The sequence below is a fragment of the Pedobacter sp. AC379 genome, assembly GCF_979258145.1.
In genome coordinates this window covers 3,315,672-3,333,985 of sequence record NZ_OZ409839.1, presented here as the reverse complement: position 1 = coordinate 3,333,985, position 18,314 = coordinate 3,315,672, and the positions used below count along the sequence as shown (strand labels likewise).

Here is an 18,314-nt window from a genome sequence, read left to right as displayed (position 1 = left end):
TTTATACTGTCGGTTATTACGATTATTTTTTCTGTACTTCAGATGTAATCAACTAGCCTAACAAATCCATAAAATATAATTTATATAACTTAGTATTTGAACAACCACCTCTAAATATGAATGGCTTAATTAAGTTTTTAACCAAAATACAAACTTTCAACCTCCTTATTGTTACCACAGCTGAACTGAAGATTCCCATCAAAGAAGATGGAAATAAGCCAGCTTATAGCCTTGCCCATGAAACACATTACTATGATTCTTTTACTTTTAAGAGCGAAATCAGGGTATTAAAAGATATGGCCTTAATTGATCTGCTCTCACTTAATGACACCAGTCTAAAAAGAGAATTTGAACAGTTCAAAAAACTAAAGGAAAGGTTCAAATTAATATGGACAAATTTCCACCAACATTACGGTGAGCTTAGAGCTGAATACCCCAGCAACTTCATATTTTCGATCCAACTCAATTACTTGTTTATCGTTAACAACCTGCAATCAGACTACAAGGATATTTATATTGGTGATGAGTTTGTGGAAAGCCTGCACGATACTTTAAGGATCAGGGATAAGTTTCTAAGCGAGTTGGTTAACGAAGTTGATGAAATTCTAAACCCCCGTGAAACGTTCGAGGAATGGATGGCCAAGCAGAAAAGCCCCAAACAAATTGAAGATGCTACGGCAGAGCTACCACCAAAAATTCCATATAATCCCGATGCGGGTCGACCAAAATTCAATCATCAATATATAGATGATTTCTTGCAACTGATAAGGACTTATTTTTCAGAGGAACATTTCAACCAACTTACCGCACTGATAAAATTGGACGAACAACCTGCAAGCCAGTTCATCTTCAACGGAAACAGCAATAAACTGGCCGATGCTTTTAAGCAGCTCTATGAAGCTAACCTGATTGTGGGATGCAATAAAGCAGAACTTGAAAAATGGATTCTAAAACACTTCTTATATAGCAATGGAGATAAAGTAAACGAATATTCGGAGGGCTGGCTAAGTGCGATAATATCTTCCGATACTAAGGTTTGCAAATCACCGATTTTAGAGGTAAAGATAAAAGACAAAGTTCCTTTTCTGGTTCCAACAGTCCGAAACAAAAAAAACAGTAAATATTAGTAGGGAAACGGTAAGGATGCAGTTTAACGTGTTGTAACCCTACAAAACAAGCTGCTAACATTGCGGTATCAAAACAAAAGATACCGCTTATGAAGTACACATTTGAAGAACTACCGCAGGCCATTAGCGTACTGCACGAAAAGGTAGATTGTATTAAAGACCTGTTGCTGGAAAACAGGTTGCAAAATTCCCAACGTCCCCGAGACGATTTATTGACCATCAAACAGGCTGCCGAATTTCTCAGCCTGTCCGTATCCACCCTTTACACCAAAGTGAGCCGGAAGGAAATCCCCGTGAACAAGCGGGGCAAAAGACTTTATTTCTCCACGGTGGAACTGTCAGAATGGGTAAGATCCGGAAGAAAGAAAACCTCGGAAGAAATAAATTCCCCAACTAACGGTGTCATACCACCAACATAACTATATATCCATATAGTCAACTAGATATATCTGCATATAACAACATACACATATATCTACATAAAAAAGGTTTATGTGTAACAATAACCACTGGCACAGCATGATAATTCGGGACAGCCCAAAGGGTTCTGGCGCTTTCAGAGTGCGGTTATTGGCGGTAGAAAGGCGGTTCAGGCAGTCAGCCCCTTTTCGGGGGCTGAGCAAGCGGAAGTTGGGCAGTGGCCCTACTTGCTTGCCCTGAGCTATCGCTACAGGGGTTTCAAGTATCCTCCGGGGATACTTGTTGGCCTTTCAGGCCGATAGAAACAGTAAACGGTATACTTTGAGGTATACCGAATATTTGAATGTAAAAATATATGTATATGTGCATTGATGCATATATCAAAATGAAAGGAGCTAATTATGAAGATGGACATCATTACAATGGATGATCTGCAGCAGTTCAAGACAGAAATGCTGAATGAAATGAAAAATATATTAAAAACTAATAGTGGTGTCTCAAATAAATCATGGTTAAGGAGTGCTGAGGTAAGGAAAATGTTAAATATTTCGCCTGGTACATTACAGAATTTGCGTATCAATGGCAACTTGCCATTTCGTAAGGTTGGGGGAACTATGTTTTACAGTAGGGAAAAAATTGAAAAGATGATGGAGGGGAAATGAAATGACGAAAGATGAAAACTTGTACCACGAAGGATTGCGTAGATACTTCGCGCATGCGTCACAACAGCCACATTTTTTCCCAACGCATTTAAGCATATTAATTGCATTGGTTCAATGTTGTAATTATCAGGATCCAACACTGCCATTTAATGTAAGTAGAAAAACGCTTATGCGGTTTTCAAGGATAAAGTCTGTTTCAACATACCACAAAAATATCAGGGAGTTGAAGGAAGGCGGTTTTATTAAATATAAACCCTCATGGCATCCAAAGCTGGGTAGTGAAGTGGAACTTAATATTGGATTGGAGAAGAACTTTTAAGGATTTGGTAATGGAAGATATCAATGTTAAGTCTGTGCGATACCCGAAATCAACAGATGAAAAACTGGAAAAAATCTCGTTGAAACTGGGGAGACCGAAAAAATTGGTGGTTATACAGATGGTGAATTATTTTTATGGTACAAAAAAAGATCCGATCGATTTCAATGACGAGCTACTTAAGAAAGAGCTGGTAAACGGAGTAAACAGGATAATATCATTTTTCAAAAAACAGGAAAAGGATTTTCTGTTACCCATGTTTACTGACAGTAACGGACTCACTGTCATAGCTAAAGAGCATACAGAATATTTCAAAATAATCTGGCAGCATCTACAGAAAGAGGAAAAGAAAAGTGACGGAATTTCTAACCGCATGGGGCAACTGGAAAAAGAAATTTCCAGAACTCACCAGTATCACAATGAAAAAAGTAAACTGAAGTCCAGTTTTAGAGAGATACTCAATTATTATATCAATCAGAGGGAATCTTTGGGATGGCCAGTATCAGCTGCCAAAAAGGAGGAATTGCAAAGCCATGTCAGAAAATCCCTTGAAAATATTTAGCCTATGTACATCAACATCACAGCATCTGAGACGGGAAATAACAAAGGCAGTAGCGGAGCTTTGGTCAATTATCTGGAAAAGGAGAATAATTCAAAAACTGGAAAAAACTTAGAACAGCATCATGAAAACTGGTTTAACGGTGTTAGAAACAACGTTAAAAGACAGGAAGTCCGTGTAAAAATCGATAATAATATTGCAAAGCTTGGCCGTGATGACAGTAAGTTTTTCCTGATTAATATCAGTCCAAGCCAAAAGGAGCTGGAACATCTTTTTAAACAATATGGAGAGAGTGGTGCAAAAGAGAAACTCAAAGAATTTGCGGTGAATGTTATGGACGAATACGCTAAGAATTTTAAAAGACCAGGTATCCATACCAATACCGATCTTTTATGGTTTGGCAAGGTTGAAAACTATCGTTACTACAGGTACACAGACAAAGAGGTAAAAAATGGAATAAAGCAAAAGGGCGATCGAAAAGAAGGACGACAAATGCACGTTCAAGTGATTGTGAGTCGTAAAGATTTAAGTAATAAAGTTAAACTTAGTCCTCAAAATGCCTCAAAAGGTAAGAATGAAAAACATTCTGCAAAACTAGGGCAATTTAACCGCAGTGCATTTAAACAGTCTGGTGAGGAGGTATTTGATAATTTATTCAAATTCGAGAGAGGGCTCAAGGATAAGTTTTTATATGCAAATGTTATGGAGAACGGAACTCTTGAACAGAAAACCCAGATGCAGATGATCTCCGAACTCTCGACTGACATTTCAAGAGATATCAGTATAGATAGTTTGACGAAAGGAATTTCAGATGGAGTTTTTGCCAATGTTATCGATATGATGACTATTGCAAAGGATGCTGGCATTGGGCTTTTGGAAATCTTGATGGAACCTACCTACGAGCCTCCACATACAGATTCCGCTGAGGAAGCTGAGAAACGGAGGCGTAAAAAGTTGCAACAGTCACAGGGACTTAGCAGGTAGGTTCGGCAAAACAGTAAAACTTATAATTTCAATGATAACCATTCTCACTATTCCACCGTTTTCTGAGAATATACAACCTTGTTCCTGGACATTTCTTCAGGTTTCTCTTTTTTGCAAGCTACAAGAGTCCGCTTGATGATGTATAAAAGTTATATCTTAGAGAAAATATACATAAAACTCCCACAAGCGACCCAATTAAAGAATGTTTTAGGGGGGGATTGCACATATAAATAAGTTATAGGTAAGGTTTAGAAAGATGAATGATTCAAGTTTATATCCGAAAATTAGAACTTTAAGAGGAGTTGGAATCTTTTCTTGTAAAGAATTAAAGTTCGAGGCAGATTTTGAAGCAATTCATTTCCCTCAAAATACTATCATTACAACTGAAATTGAAGTTAATCAAAGCAATTCCCTTTCTTTTATAAAAAGCAACGGATATTGGACATTGGAAGGTTTGACCGACGAAAATTTAAACATTTACGCGGAAAGTTTAATTTTCACACACTTATCTGGCAACAGGTTGACACTAAACTCTTTTAAAGATTTTTCTATTAATAAATCCAAAGTAAGTAGTTTCAGATCTGCTCAATTTCCACTCGTCGGACTTTATGAAGGGAAATTTAATACAAAAATTGAAAATTGGGAAATTAGTATATTAGAGGACAAAGAAAAAATTGAAAAGATTCAGCAAAAAAGTAAAAATTGGAATGTACAATTAGAAGGACTTTGTTTAAAATTGGTTAAGCCGAACTCTTCGAAAGACACATTCCTTTCAAAAGCGAAAAATATAACTTCTTTACTTTCTCTTGCATTGGGAAATGATATAGTTTTTAACAGACAATTATATTATCAAGAAGATGAACTATTCCAAGAAGATTGGAGAAGAATGGTTGACCATAACTTTGGAGCAGGAGCATCTATCCCAAATTTTGACTTAGATGTTTTCTTAAAGAAGACATTGCAGATTTATGAAAATTGGAACGACGAAAAAAAGACGATTTTTTATTCAACTGTTACTGGGATTAACTCTTCCAGCAGAGGATTTTTAGAGGACAGAATTTTAAGAATTTGCATTGCTTGGGAAGGATTAGCTGGAAGTTGGTCAAAAAACAAGAAAAAGTCAAACCCAGAACTAGAGCCACTAAAGAAATTATTATTGGAAACTGTAGAAGGAAGCAATTTACCTACAAACATTGATAAAGAGTTTATTAAAACTAGAATTTCAGGGTCTTTGGAATGGGAAAGACTAATCAACTATTTGAGCAATTTCTCAAATCAGTATCTTTTAAACACAGACAAACTTAAACTAGACTTTAAATCTTTAGTAAAAGTTCGAGATAACATTGCTCATTCAGGTTTTTATGAAAAAAAATATACGACCAACTTTATACTAGATTTAATTTACAATCACAAACTAGCGCTACAAGTGATTCTTTTGAAAGAGTTGGGATATGATGGACTAGTGGTAACAAGTGAGAATAACTGGACAACATATACAAAAATGGAAGAGTTAATAAAACCCAGCCTATAACAACAAATTTGCTAAAAAATGGCTGACAGTTGTTTAAAGTTAATTCATTAGTTATTTACTTAATTTTGTGCGGTGCGATAATATTTCTGCAAGCAATGCCATTTCTGCACAAATTTTCAAACTGTTATACTTAGCAAATTTTTAAGCACACACTTCGCCAAAAGAACCAATTTTTTTCGTCTCCAAGGACTATCATTATTCCCTCGTCTAATAATAATTTAAATTGGAGAATACAAAAAGAGAACCCAACCACATAAAAACCTAGTTGACCTTTTTTTAATTATCATAAACCCATTTCATTAATTAAACTCACTTTTAAGTTTTTGATGATGAGTTTTTGATAATGAAGAATGGCCATTATTGGGTTAAAAATTAATGTGGAGATTTGCATAGTCAATCAAAAGCATTTCAAAAAATGAAGGGATTTTGATAGTGCATCCTATTTAAACTTTGACGCATATCCACTTGCGTTTAGGAACTTTCTAAAGTCTCTTATGTGAAGGATATCTGATATAGCTTTTTTCTTATCGGATGCCTTATTATAATAGGCTTCTGTAATTTTATATCCAATCCAATAACCTAGATCAGGGGGATATCCATTTTTTGGTTTGTAATTATACATCCAATCATGGCTATCCTCCCGATCGTCCATGATTTTCTTGAACTCCAACCATAATTTAGCTTCATTAGCATTGCCATAACTATGTGTCTGTTTATTTGGGCCTCCGCCAGAAATAAGTTCTCCTATGAAATCAGCACTACCTTCATTAATACAAGCAGCAAGTAGATCAAGGCTTTTCTTCGGAATACTATCTTGCTGATAGTGGATAAGTTCATGAGCAACCATATAGGGAACTGTTTCTGATTTAATCATTTCGGCTCCTATGATCAAGCCTTTTGGACTGGAGTGCCCTCCAGAATTAAACCTACCAATCACAAAATAAACATTAGGGTAGACTGCTTTAGGATAAAGATATTTTAACGCCATGAATGCCGCCCGGCATTGCTTCTCATTGTCCAAGATTCTTAGGCTATTAAGCCTAGCTTTTTCATACTCATTTTTCCTCTCTCGAACTGTGTTAAGGAGAGAAGTTGCATTTTCTATTCTGCCTTTCGTAAATGCTTGCACACCAGCGGAGCCTGGTTTTAGATAAATATTTTCAAAAGGGTTGGTCTGCTGCTCTGTATTTAGCTTATCAAACGCTTTCCAAAAGTTATTTATATCCCTCGTTACAAATAATGCCCTCAACGGATCAGAAACAGATTGTGCATAGGAAAAATCGACAAGAATGATAATGGTCAAAAATGTTAATAAAGCATTTTTCATATTAAGTAATTAAATCTAATCTAAGACGATATAAACATAAATAGGTTGCAATAGATCAAAAAACATACTGATATCGATACAAAGCCCGATTATCATTAAACAGTTGTTTTTTAATAACGGGAGTATTAGTAGCGGAATGTCGTCTAAGAAATTCAATATCCATTATCGGACTTCATTTATAATGTAGCCAACGAAGTGAGAGCTCAATATTGAGTCGTTAATAAGAAGGGGAATGCGTTCAATTACAACTTTCTCAGAAGCTCATTTTTTTCTTTTTCGCTTGCCAACAAACGTTCATACAATTCAACTATTTTTTCGATCGGATTGAAATTATTCTGAATTGAATTGTCATGAAAATTGTTGATGTTGTTAAAAATTGTCTCTTCTGTAAAATGCTTAACGCCTTCAGCAGTTACACCTAAGGCCTTTGCCACTTTATCAAGAGTAGATTCTTCAATTTCCTCACTTTGTTCCAGTTTACTAATTGCCTGTTGGCTTATCCCAAGTTCAGCCGCAAGTGCTTCCTGTTTCATTCCACGCAGTTCACGGATACGGCTTATTTTTCTACCAAGATGCATTCTGTTCGTTTTTTCTGAGGTTTCCATGTCCAAATATATTTAAAAAATTCCGACAGTTAAAAACAACCTTGTGCTTGTATTTAACAACCATTGTTGGTTCGGTACGCGCCTTTTCCAATCGAAATTGGTCTTCATAATAACGATGAAGATATGAAAAAGAAATCATTAAAGCCAGTAGAGGGCCGGCAAGAGCCGTTCTCCAATTTTGTTAAAGAGCTTGCAGAGCGGTTCACGCCCTTGCATATTCTTAAGTTCGGTGAAATAAATTCTATAAAGAATTCTTGCACTTCCTTTTCACCACAACAGACGAGCAGCAATTTTCACTATTACTTATTAATGGTAATAGAGGGCACCACAAGAATCGAGCATGGCGTTCAAGATTATGTAAATACGCATTTCAACCATGGCAAGATCACGATTCTGGTTCATAGTAAAGAGAGCGTCGATACAGCTATTGCAGGTAACAATAGATTTTTTATAACAGTGTTTAATACCGGCGTTCAGCTATACAGTCATGATGGTACGCTGAACCTGTTTCCTGAATATATTCTTGATAAAAAGATATCTCTTGAAAAAGCCCGTAAGCACCTATACCATAGGATTCCAATGGCGCAGGGATTTTTGGACGGAGCAGGGGAATGCTACAGTAATGAAAAATATAATGTGTGCGTATTTATGCTTCACCAGGTTGTTGAGCAATCCTGCATCGCAATGATCAGGGTTTTCATGGCTTACAGGTCGGATATTCATCATTTGGGAAGACTACTGGACATCTGCGCATGTTTCTCGGAAAGGCCTAGAGAGCTTTTACTTGGAATACCAGAAAACAGAAGGCTTTTTGAGAAGCTCATGAACAGTTATAGCCATGCCAGGTATAAGGACAATTTCAATGTCGAGATGGGCGATGCTGATAAACTATATAGCCTGGTTCATAATTTTTTAATTCTCGCCAAAGATCTTTGTGATAAAAAGATCGATCTTCTAACTGCCGAATGTGAAGAGGCGGAAGCATCGAAAGGAGAAACTGAAAATGGGTGATGAAATGATACTTGCTGGAAAACCTAAATCCCAGTTCTATAAACTTCCGTTTGATAAGAGTACCCGTATATTGAGGTTAAATGTTTTGGAGTCACACACAGAACTTCGAGCTGGGAACCGACAATATTATATGGTTGAGAGAAAGCCACTTTCATTTAAGAAAGGCGTCTTGACAATGAGGGTTAAGCTTGAAAATGAGCCGCCTGTAAAAGTTTACCTGAAGGTCGAGTATGATCATTTATTGGTAAGCTGCAATATTGATACGGATGAAAATTATCTAGGAAGATATGTCTACCGTACTTTGAGGGCGATGTTATGGAATGAATTTCATGACTTTGAGGAATATTATTGGCCGGAATGCTTCAATGAAGCAACCGGAAAATCCAAATATCTTCAAGTAATCTGTGATAGATATGGAGTGGACATCAGGTTAAAAAAAGAATTTAAGGGTTTTTTCAGGCCGGATGATTATTTCCTGGACATATCCGAACGCAAGGTATTGGAGAGACAACATGTGACTGATGGTTTCGCAACTTTAAACAATGAGTACCTTATTGGTTATTGCCTTGCAAATACCGATCCTGTCAGGTTTCATTCCAACCATTATCCATTTTTGATACCGTACAAATTTTCCCTAAATGCGGATAATAACACAGTAAAATCTTTCACTGGTTTTCTTTTCGAAGAAGACGATAGTTTTGAACAATCTGAACTGTCCGCAAATCAAACTGAGCTGAACAGCATCTGCTACGAAATGAAGAAAATGGCAAGGATTCAGTTTAGGGAATATGGAGACAATAATGAACGTTCTGACGAAATAGACGATCTCAATTTCAGCAATAAGAGGAAGATTTTCGAACTATTCACTAAAGCACTCCCAATGCTATCCAGGGAGCCGTTTACACATTACCTGTTTACCTATGGGCTGAGAAATATTCAGAAGAAACCTATGAAAAAGGATATGCAGGTTGCCAGATTCTCAGGTGATGTACCGAGTTTAAATTTTTTACTTAGTGATAAGGGTGATTATTACGAGCTTAAATTGAGGTTCAAAGTAAAAGGAAAGATTTTTCTTTTTTGCGAAGATAGGATTGCTATGTTTTTCATCTGTTCGTCTTCAAACCTCACTGTTTGGTATCTACTGGAATGCGAAACGGATTCTAGGGTAGTTCTGTTTTTTAGTCGTAAAAATTTTAAGATTCAAATCCCTAAGGGTTATTATAAGGAGCGTTTCGAACCGTATGTAGATGAAATCAAAAAACAGTATGAGCTTGAAATCAAATAGAAATAGCGACATGGAAGAAATTAAAAAACGACTCGATTATCAACCTTCAGGGCTTTCTGATGAAGAAATTGAAAATGCGGATTCTGAAATGGAATACTTTTTCGTCAACTTCCCATTGCATGAGGCAAGGGCAAATTTATGGGAACTTTACAAGGGTTGGGTTCATTTAGAAGCTGAATCTCCGGAAGGTGAAGAAATGACTAACATGCTTTTCTTTTGTAACCAGATGATCAGCTTCATGAACTTTTCTTTTATAGTAACAAGGCAGAAACAAAATAGATGAATAAATAACAGAAAGCAAGAGCATTAGGTGGAGTTGCTTTCTGTTATCATTAAGTTTTTTTTAATCCGTTATTGCATGAGCCGGCCCTCCCGCATTTTCGGCCTGTGAAAACCCACTTCACCACCCCGGGGTTTTCACTATGGTATATACGGAAATGCAATTCCGCCTCTATGTACTACAGTTCATCCGGTCTGAACCCGATCCTATTTCGTTTGGGAATTGGCTTTTCCTTAAGCGATAATAGCTCATCAAGGTATTGAAAAACAATTTCCATGTTCTTATCTTGGTTTTCCAGCTTGTTTTTTATCTTTTCTATCTCCAGACGAATTTGGGTATTATCAGCTACCATATTCCTAAATCTGGCAAATATCCGGATGACTTGAATGTTGACATTAATGGCACGTTCACTATTAAGGATACTGGATAACATGGCTACACCCTGTTCAGTGAATACGAAAGGGGTCGCCGGACTGAATTTTGCCGACTTGGGGAGGTTATCACAAATTGTGATAACCTGCTGCCATTCCTCTTTTGTCAACTGGAACATGAAATCGTCTGGAAAACGCTGAATGTTGCGTTTGACTGCTTGTTTGAGTGCACGAGTCTCAACTTCGTAGAGTACAGCAAGGTCAAGATCTAGCATTACTTTTTGATCCCGGATATGATATATCTTTTCCAGAACAACCTGTTCCTGAATCAGAATATTTGTTATGGTCTTATTCATAATTTTTCGAATTTGCCAGCACCAAAACGTGCTGGCATAATGAGTTTATTAATTTATAGAGAATCGGTTTTGCAGGATCGCCATATCTGCGCCTACCTTTATATCAAGAACCTTTGCATAAATCTGGGTAGTCCTGATATTGGTATGCCCCAGCATTTTGGATACGCTTTCCATGGGAACGCCATTGAGTAGGGTTATGGTTGTTGCAAAGGTATGTCTGGCAATGTGCGAGCTTAAAGGTTTGTCAATTTCACAAACTGCGGCAATTTCCTTGAGGTATTCGTTTAGCTTTTGATTGCTCGAAACTGGTAATGCCCTGTCTTTTGTGATGCAATATGGATGGTCGCTATATCTTTCCAATATTGCGATTGCCGGTGGTAATAGGGGAATAGCAGATCGGGTTCCTGTTTTGGTTCTGTTTGTGAAAACCCATTTTTTGCCATCTACACCTGTTTTAATATTCGATAGGCTCAGTTTTTCTATGTCGGAATACGCAAGTCCGGTAAAACAGCAGAAAATAAAAACATCCCGTACCTGACTTAGCCGCTCGGTTAAGAACTGCTTTTCTGAAATTTTAGTTAATTCATCCTCTGTAAGAAATGAACGCTCTACATTTTTACTCTTTAGTTTGTATCCAAACATTGGATCGCTGTCAATCCATTTTAAGCTCAATGAAATGCGAAGAATTTTACCAAGGCTTTTCAGATACCTTACTGTGGTATTGTTGGCACAACCGTTTACTGACCTCAGGAAAAAATCAAAATCGCGTATAAACGCATGGTTAATATTTTTGATGTTGATGTCTGTTATCTTGTATTTTTCATTCATGAAAGCGACAAGATGCCTTTCCAAAACTTGAAAGCGCTTCAAGGTACCAATGGCATATTCCTTTCCTACCAAAGCCTCCATTTTTTCGTTATGAACTTTGATGCCTTCCATCAAGGTATGCGTCCGGACTTCCCGCCCGATAAATCTGCACTTAATGCCTTCGGCTGAAATAACTTCGCCGGCATCAAAAAGATCCCTGTAAACCTGGTTGATCATTGACTGGAGATTGTCCAGATGAGCATTAAAGCTTCTGACATCTTCCTTTTTTCCATCCTGTCTGCCTGATTTGGTATTCCACTTTTCAGGATCGCACTCAAGCCCGCTGGTCATTTCTGCCCTTTTTCCGCCAACAGTTATTCGTAAATAAACTGGCACATGGCCGCCACGATAGTTTTTCTGCTTTTTAAGATAAAAAAGCAGGCTAAAATTAGTTTTCATATAAACTGAATTAAGGTTAACAAAATTAGCCCTGCAGTCTGAAAACATCAAGATGTTCGATGGCCGAACGACTTGTTAAACAAGTGATTATAAATAATTCGGTGAGTTCTTTTAGTACCTAAATTACTCACCGAATTACACACTTTTAATATGAGAATCGGTGAGTATTTTAGATTTTTCACTAAAACAAAAAAGCTTGCAATCATTTGATTTGCAAGCTTTTACGTATTTTTGATACTATTTTCTGTGATCCCGCTGGGATTCGAACCCAGGACCACTACATTAAAAGTGTAATGCTCTACCAGCTGAGCTACGGAATCATTATGTCCCTTTCGGGGCTGCAAAGATAGAAAATAAATTGATTCACACAAAAGTTAAAGTAAATAAATTTAACAGAAGCTTAACAATAAATAAAAATTACACAGTTAAATATTTATGGATCACGTTGTTAATCGGAGAAAATAAATTACATTATAATCAGTTATTTTTGTCCCTATTCACCTCATACTATAGTAAACTGTAATTATGCAACCCAAATTATTATAATATGCTTAAACCAAATGATTGCCTACGGCATTGGTAAAAGGATTTACATTCTTAATAGTTGTAAAACCTGCATTAATTTTTTATTTTTCAGTTTTATTTTGATTTTTACATATACATTCGCTTTTCCCTAATGAATATTGAAAATATCTACGGTGAAGAGAAGTGGAAAGCCTTTGGTGGCTTCTCTCCTCTTATTGCTGTCTTTAAATCTTACCATCCGCTTAACCCCGAAATTGAAAACGTGATTAACGAATGGACCTTCCCTATCCATTTCGCAAAAAATAAACACATTGCATCGCCCTTAAAACGCAACCGTTACATTTACCTCATTTTAGAAGGTGCTGTACATGGTTACCTAAAAATGGGAAATAAAAAAATAACTACCTGGATTGCTGCCGAAAATGAATTGGCCGGCACCATCCGCAATTTATGGGAAAGTGAGGTTTCTGATGAATACATTGAAACCATCGACCCTGTATTTGCGATTGCGATTCCGCATGAAATGTCGAAACTACTTTATGAAAATTTCCCGATCGCCAATTATGTTGGTCGTAAAATGACGGAGATCTATTTTCAGGGGGCAACTGAGCGTGCATACATTAGCAGGCTCCCGTCGGCATTAAAACGCTACAAACGTTTCCTCGTTTCTTATCCATACCTAATTAACCGGGTTCCGCTCAAATACATTGCATCATTTATTGGCATGCGCCTTGAAACGCTCAGCAGGATTAGGAAACTTGCATCATTAGAAAAATAACAGCTCAATGCTGTAAATCAACCTGTATTAATTCCAACAGGGCAATCTCTTCATTCAGTTCTGAATGTGAAAATTTAGTTCCTGTAACAGGGTATAAATAGCAAAACGGCGCACTGCAATATGTTGGTGCCCCACCAAAGCGCCTATAAACAAAGCAAGCAGGTAAATCTCATTACCTAAAAAAGACGATTAAACAATGTTTTACCTCGCCATATCACTGCTTTACCCTGTACATACAACGCACAATAGAAAAAAAATTACAGGTTGCATCAGTCAATAATACAAAAGAGACTGTAAAACCATTACCTAAGGCTATCATCTCTTTTTAATTAATGCTAAATAAACATGACTACGGTTATTTAAACAATATAAATATGTAAAAGGTAAATTTTTGGATCAAGAGAGCGAAAATGATGAGAATGGAAAAAGATACACTTTGTAGCACACAGCTCATATCTGCAGCCTTCATCCTATTGTGGGTTTACACCGCCGGAAGTAAACTCGTTAATTTTGCCACCTATAAACTCGAAATGGAGCACCAGGTTTTTAGTCTGTTCTTTTCTCACCTGTTAATTATCCTTATTCCAGCCGCAGAATTATTCACAGCATTGCTCTTGTTATTTAGCAAAACCAATAAGCTGGGCTTAATCTTTTCCTTATTGCTGATCTTCAGTTTTACCGTTTATATCGCAATGATCCTGGTTAATTACTTCCCGAAAATACCTTGTAGTTGTGGTGGAGTGATCGGAACCCTTGGGTGGAAAGCACACCTGGTTTTGAACCTTATCTTTTAGCGGCAGCTATACTAGCCTTATTTAATAAACCAAAGCGGGAGGTATGTGACAAAGAGTGAGTAGATAAAAGGAGAATGGCCAGCTCACAAACAAAGAACCACATCGTTTGAAAGGCCAAAAGTAAAAACAAGATGGGCCAGTTGCCTGAGGCCCAACTATCAGGCAAAAAATTAAACTTAAAATATGTCAAAAAAAATTAATTTAGGCTTCGCAGCCCTTTTAGGAGGGTTCGGTCTTATCGCAACACAAAGTGCTTTTACTGCAAAAACACTTTCTTATTACCATTACAAAACAACATACCTTTCAGGCAAAGACAATCAGGCCGTTATGGATTCTCCAGAATTAATCTCTTCAAGAGAACAATAATCGAGTAAGAAGCAGGGAATTAGTTTCCCTGCTGTCTCCTCACACCACCGTACGTACCGTTCGGTATACGGCGGTTTGTTAGAATAACTTCGTTTGGTGTGTCGTTTTCCAATAGTAATAATTGGTAAATCCATCATGTCCATGCCTCAAAAAGAACTTCTTGTCAAGGGTTGTAAGTAATATCGGGCTGTTTGCAGTCCTACAGTACCCCTTACGGGTATTGGCCAATTGATAGGCCCTTGATTTTACCAACCCCATCTTCATTAAATTCCGCGCTCTACCCGTTATACTCTTCCATTGCTTCCAAAGAACAATCCGCAGTCTGGTCCTCATCAACTCGTCCAGTCTGGTCATATGACTCTTTGCTTCTGCAATAGAGAAATAATTAACCCAACCATGAATGATTTCCTTAAGCGTTAATATTCTTTCTTGGAATGGAACTGGTTGGCTACGTTTAGTTTGCTCCCGGATTTTCTCCTTGATCGCTCTTAGAGATTTGGATGAAATTCGCATCTTCCATCCCTCTTTGCTACCATAGAATGAAAACCCGAGCAGACTACTTTGGCTTGGCCTGCTAACCTTACTTTTCTCCCTGTTAACCTTCAGTTTCAGGCAGTCTTCCAGATATACTGAAATACTTCTCATTACCCGGTGTCCTGATTTCCTGCTTCTTAGATAGATACTGCAATCATCAGCATATCGCACGAACCTGTGCCCACGCTCTTCGAGCTTAACATCGAGTTCGTGAAGGATAACATTTGATAGTAACGGACTTAATGGACTGCCTTGTGGCGTTCCTTCTTTTCTTGGGCTGACCAATCCATTCTCCATGATCCCCACACTCAAATAAAGACGAATAAGCTTCAATGTCCGCTTATCCTTTATCTTTACTGACAGCAGATGCATAAGTTTATCATGGTTTACCCGGTCAAAAAATTTGTCCAGGTCAAGTTCCACAATCCAGGTGTAACCTGTGTTAAGATATTCCTGAGCCTTTAACACTGCCTGATGGGCATTGCGATCTGGCCGGAAACCATAACTATCAGAGGAAAAGTCGCCCTCGTACTTGGGGCTCAGCCATTGAGAGATGGCCTGCTGGATCAACCGGTCAATGACCGTTGGGATGCCAAGCATCCTCTTACCACCACTGCCTTTGGGAATCTCTACCTTTCTTACAGCGTTCGGTCGGTAATGGCCTGATAAAATATCACTCCGTAATGCCTGCCAGTTAGCATTCAGGTAGTCGCGAAGTTCATCGGTCTGCATACCATCAATACCACCAGCACCCTTATTGGCAGTAACCTGCCTAAAGGCTCTTTGTACATTTCGGATGTCTAATATTTCTTCAAGCATAATACTAAAAAAAAAACTCCTTCCCAGGCATTGTGTACATTGGTTGCACGGCTCGGCTCAGCTCCTCTTATAATTTACTCTCGGATTCCGTCCTACCCTCATATAAGCAGTTCTCTAATGTGGTTCCGCTGTAAACGCTCTGCCATAAACTTCCTGTTTCCTTTGCCATCCTAACATTTGGTCCTTTCTGCATCCGAAAAATGCAGTACTACGACCGCTGCTGACTTCTGATTGAGGCATTTAACATCTCTGCCAAATGTTTCTTCTCCTGTAATCGCGCTTACAATTGACAGAACTCATTCAGATCTCCCGGGGTAAGACAATCTACTTCCTATGGATGTGGCCTCTGTATCTGCGTAATAGTCCCCGTGCAGTATTGGGCTTCTGTTTGTTTCGCAACATCACCCGGACTAAATCCGCCTCGTATACAGTTTCTGTTCGTAAGCCCCCATATTTGCCGCGGACTTCCTTCAGATTCGCAGTCACCCACGACACCCTTGTCTCGAGCTAACACTTCCTACTGCTAAGCGTGTTCGGGACTTGAACCCTATAGTCGATTGCCATGCCCGGCGCACGAAAAACAATGGTGCAGAATAAATCTGCACCATTGAATTATGGATTTTGTGGTAGATTGGCCAACTCAACTACCCGCTCAGGGATGGGAAGCGTAAAACCTGTACTGTTGGCCAGGAGATTGTAAACTATACCTTTTGAAGTCCTTGTAAATGAAATGCCTGCACCCTCTTTATTTAGCCTTTTAACATCTATCCACCTTAGCCCACGCAAAAGCAATTCTTTCCTTCTTTCAAGCAGGATCTGTTCCAGCACCGCATTTCGATCATTTCCTGTTCTTTCGATAAATCATATATTATTAATACTGATTTTGTAAATGAGATCAGCGGGCATAAAATATCGTTGGGCAAATATGAAGTGCTGATGACTCCACAATACAAAACTGCATTCATGGAATATGTAAGTCGTGGCATCCTGGTATCCAAGCGGCTCCAGTAAATATAATCCTTTTAAACCTACTGTTAGCAGAATAATTTAGGAACAGTGGAATTAATTATTCCCGACAGATTTAGCGTCAAACCTATCTTCATTTAGAAACAAATGTGTGGTTACCGTAGTTACCGCCGTTATTGTTGTCGATGTTGGATCGCCTGTATTCATGATATCATTACGTTGTGAACGAAAAATAGATACCGTTTTCCTTCCTGTTTTTATATTGCTAATTCTTTTCATGGAAGAAAATTAGCTTTCCAAAATGCTTAATAACATCAACTTATGTAATGCAGCATTCTACCGTTGCCAAACCCTATTTTACCTTAATAAAAATGAATAACTGGTTACTTACCTATCGTTGGCACATCATCGCCTGGACTATTTTTATCTTATATGAATACCTTTTTGTTGTTTTGATTCTTCAGGTATGCAGTCCGATACTAACAAACATAATCCATTATGCAATTAATATCTGCTTATTTTATATTCATTCAGATCTTTTATTGGCTAGGAACCTGGAACGTAAAAAACCTGCATATTTAAAACTCATTGTCATTATTATTTTATAGCTGATCAGCTATACGTTTATCGCCCACCTGGCGGATGAGATAAGAATCCGAATTCCTTTAAAACGCAATTTCGAAAAGCGCAATGATTAATTGGAGATTTATATCTTCTACACTTTGGAGGGGAATTTATTTCATGTTATTTGCAACGGCGTATTATTTCTAAAAGCGTTATATGGCTAAAAAGCAACGAACAGCTAAATTGGAAAGGGAAGCTATAGAAAAAAAATTAAAACAAAAAAAGACGGATATTAAATTAGCCAATGCAAAAAATGCTTATCTAAAAGCGCAGATTAATCCGCATTTCCTCCTTAATACGCTTACCTATATATCTAACAATACCCATAAAACAGAGCCCAGAGAAGCTGAAGCGGTATGGTATCTATCGAAACTGATGCGCTATGCAATGGAATGTGAGCATGGCCCTGAAATTATGCCATTGGAAAAAGAGATCAGGCAGGTTGAAAACCTTATGCAATTAAGCCGAATCAGGCAACCTGCTATTTTTATCGAATTTAGTTACGACAGTGATATTGAACAAATACATACCATTCCTTTGCTGCTGCTCAGTCTTACCGAAAACATGATTAAACATGGAAACTTAAGTCAACCAAGCGATCCGGGGAGAATTTCGTTGAAACTAAAGCAGAATATATTGACCATGGAATCATCCAATTTGATTAACACCGGATTAAATGACACGGGTTTTCATACGGGATTGGCAAACATTAGGCAACGGTTACTGCATGCCTATGGAACACACGCCGAAATTATTACTGAAGTAAACGGGCAGTATTTTAAAGTTTTGATCAATATCTAAATGGAAA

The 18,314-nt window shown here is 37.7% G+C and carries 19 protein-coding genes and 1 tRNA gene; 13 read left to right on the top strand and 7 right to left on the bottom strand.

Annotated features, from left to right (window positions below):
* Positions 1 to 116 precede the first annotated feature (116 nt).
* From ACZZZW_RS14740 to ACZZZW_RS14715, 6 genes are all read left to right on the top strand, one after another.
* Positions 117 to 1,127, top strand: coding sequence for a hypothetical protein (locus tag ACZZZW_RS14740; protein ID WP_463494450.1), 1,011 nt, complete (start codon positions 117 to 119; stop codon positions 1,125 to 1,127).
* Positions 1,128 to 1,216: 89 nt separating this feature from the next.
* Complete coding sequence (locus ACZZZW_RS14735) at positions 1,217 to 1,546, top strand: helix-turn-helix domain-containing protein (RefSeq protein WP_463494449.1); 330 nt, start codon at positions 1,217 to 1,219, stop codon at positions 1,544 to 1,546.
* 402 nt (positions 1,547 to 1,948) lie between these two features.
* The gene (locus ACZZZW_RS14730; RefSeq protein ID WP_231491874.1) at positions 1,949 to 2,209 is read left to right on the top strand and encodes a helix-turn-helix domain-containing protein; all 261 of its coding nucleotides are present in this window, start codon (positions 1,949 to 1,951) and stop codon (positions 2,207 to 2,209) included.
* 329 nt (positions 2,210 to 2,538) lie between these two features.
* Positions 2,539 to 3,087 carry a BfmA/BtgA family mobilization protein gene (locus ACZZZW_RS14725; RefSeq protein ID WP_463494447.1) on the top strand — a complete coding sequence of 183 codons (549 nt, stop codon included), beginning with the start codon at positions 2,539 to 2,541 and terminating at the stop codon, positions 3,085 to 3,087.
* A 3-nt stretch (positions 3,088 to 3,090) separates the two neighbouring features.
* Complete coding sequence (locus ACZZZW_RS14720; RefSeq protein ID WP_463494445.1) at positions 3,091 to 4,068, top strand: DUF5712 family protein; 978 nt, start codon at positions 3,091 to 3,093, stop codon at positions 4,066 to 4,068.
* Positions 4,069 to 4,324: 256 nt separating this feature from the next.
* On the top strand, positions 4,325 to 5,599 hold the full coding sequence (locus ACZZZW_RS14715; protein WP_463494443.1) for a hypothetical protein: 1,275 nt from the start codon (positions 4,325 to 4,327) through the stop codon (positions 5,597 to 5,599).
* A 439-nt stretch (positions 5,600 to 6,038) separates the two neighbouring features.
* On the opposite strand, the gene ACZZZW_RS14710 is transcribed toward ACZZZW_RS14715, so the two are convergent.
* Together ACZZZW_RS14710 and ACZZZW_RS14705 are read right to left on the bottom strand one after the other, a co-directional pair.
* Positions 6,039 to 6,926 (bottom strand): DUF2268 domain-containing putative Zn-dependent protease, encoded by an 888-nt coding sequence (locus ACZZZW_RS14710; RefSeq protein ID WP_463494441.1) that lies wholly within the window; start codon positions 6,924 to 6,926, stop codon positions 6,039 to 6,041.
* Positions 6,927 to 7,168: 242 nt separating this feature from the next.
* Positions 7,169 to 7,531 carry a helix-turn-helix domain-containing protein gene (locus ACZZZW_RS14705; RefSeq protein ID WP_463494439.1) on the bottom strand — a complete coding sequence of 121 codons (363 nt, stop codon included), beginning with the start codon at positions 7,529 to 7,531 and terminating at the stop codon, positions 7,169 to 7,171.
* 123 nt (positions 7,532 to 7,654) lie between these two features.
* Between ACZZZW_RS14705 and ACZZZW_RS14700 the strand changes: the two genes are divergently transcribed.
* The 3 genes from ACZZZW_RS14700 to ACZZZW_RS14690 are packed head-to-tail and all read left to right on the top strand — an operon-like array spanning position 7,655 to position 10,110.
* Positions 7,655 to 8,542 (top strand): HEPN domain-containing protein, encoded by an 888-nt coding sequence (locus tag ACZZZW_RS14700; protein ID WP_463494437.1) that lies wholly within the window; start codon positions 7,655 to 7,657, stop codon positions 8,540 to 8,542.
* The gene (locus ACZZZW_RS14695; protein WP_463494435.1) at positions 8,535 to 9,827 is read left to right on the top strand and encodes a hypothetical protein; all 1,293 of its coding nucleotides are present in this window, start codon (positions 8,535 to 8,537) and stop codon (positions 9,825 to 9,827) included. The genes ACZZZW_RS14700 and ACZZZW_RS14695 overlap by 8 nt, the downstream gene beginning before the upstream one ends.
* A gap of 10 nt (positions 9,828 to 9,837) precedes the next feature.
* Entirely contained in the window at positions 9,838 to 10,110 is a 273-nt protein-coding gene (locus tag ACZZZW_RS14690) for a hypothetical protein (RefSeq protein WP_463494433.1), read from the top strand.
* 175 nt (positions 10,111 to 10,285) lie between these two features.
* Here the strand turns inward: ACZZZW_RS14690 and ACZZZW_RS14685 are convergent, their stop codons facing one another.
* The 3 genes from ACZZZW_RS14685 to ACZZZW_RS14675 all read right to left on the bottom strand — a co-directional run bounded on the left by ACZZZW_RS14685 (position 10,286) and on the right by ACZZZW_RS14675 (position 12,420).
* Positions 10,286 to 10,834 carry an ORF6N domain-containing protein gene (locus ACZZZW_RS14685; protein ID WP_463494431.1) on the bottom strand — a complete coding sequence of 183 codons (549 nt, stop codon included), beginning with the start codon at positions 10,832 to 10,834 and terminating at the stop codon, positions 10,286 to 10,288.
* A gap of 48 nt (positions 10,835 to 10,882) precedes the next feature.
* Positions 10,883 to 12,100: a site-specific integrase gene (locus tag ACZZZW_RS14680; RefSeq protein WP_463494429.1), complete on the bottom strand. Its 1,218-nt coding sequence runs from the start codon at positions 12,098 to 12,100 to the stop codon at positions 10,883 to 10,885.
* 247 nt (positions 12,101 to 12,347) lie between these two features.
* Positions 12,348 to 12,420: transfer RNA gene (locus ACZZZW_RS14675), tRNA-Lys, on the bottom strand.
* A 356-nt stretch (positions 12,421 to 12,776) separates the two neighbouring features.
* Here ACZZZW_RS14675 and ACZZZW_RS14670 point away from each other — a divergent pair.
* From ACZZZW_RS14670 to ACZZZW_RS14660, 3 genes are all read left to right on the top strand, one after another.
* Positions 12,777 to 13,403, top strand: a complete 627-nt coding sequence (locus tag ACZZZW_RS14670) for a Crp/Fnr family transcriptional regulator (RefSeq protein ID WP_055912200.1) — start codon at positions 12,777 to 12,779, stop codon at positions 13,401 to 13,403.
* A gap of 419 nt (positions 13,404 to 13,822) precedes the next feature.
* On the top strand, positions 13,823 to 14,197 hold the full coding sequence (locus ACZZZW_RS14665) for a MauE/DoxX family redox-associated membrane protein (protein WP_463494427.1): 375 nt from the start codon (positions 13,823 to 13,825) through the stop codon (positions 14,195 to 14,197).
* A 183-nt stretch (positions 14,198 to 14,380) separates the two neighbouring features.
* Complete coding sequence (locus tag ACZZZW_RS14660; protein WP_463494425.1) at positions 14,381 to 14,563, top strand: hypothetical protein; 183 nt, start codon at positions 14,381 to 14,383, stop codon at positions 14,561 to 14,563.
* A 78-nt stretch (positions 14,564 to 14,641) separates the two neighbouring features.
* Here the strand turns inward: ACZZZW_RS14660 and ltrA are convergent, their stop codons facing one another.
* Together ltrA and ACZZZW_RS14650 are read right to left on the bottom strand one after the other, a co-directional pair.
* Positions 14,642 to 15,916, bottom strand: coding sequence for a group II intron reverse transcriptase/maturase (gene ltrA, locus ACZZZW_RS14655; RefSeq protein ID WP_463494423.1), 1,275 nt, complete (start codon positions 15,914 to 15,916; stop codon positions 14,642 to 14,644).
* A gap of 612 nt (positions 15,917 to 16,528) precedes the next feature.
* Positions 16,529 to 16,744, bottom strand: a complete 216-nt coding sequence (locus ACZZZW_RS14650; RefSeq protein WP_463494421.1) for a hypothetical protein — start codon at positions 16,742 to 16,744, stop codon at positions 16,529 to 16,531.
* A 918-nt stretch (positions 16,745 to 17,662) separates the two neighbouring features.
* Between ACZZZW_RS14650 and ACZZZW_RS14645 the strand changes: the two genes are divergently transcribed.
* Positions 17,663 to 18,307 (top strand): sensor histidine kinase, encoded by a 645-nt coding sequence (locus ACZZZW_RS14645; RefSeq protein WP_463494420.1) that lies wholly within the window; start codon positions 17,663 to 17,665, stop codon positions 18,305 to 18,307.
* Positions 18,308 to 18,314 lie beyond the last annotated feature (7 nt).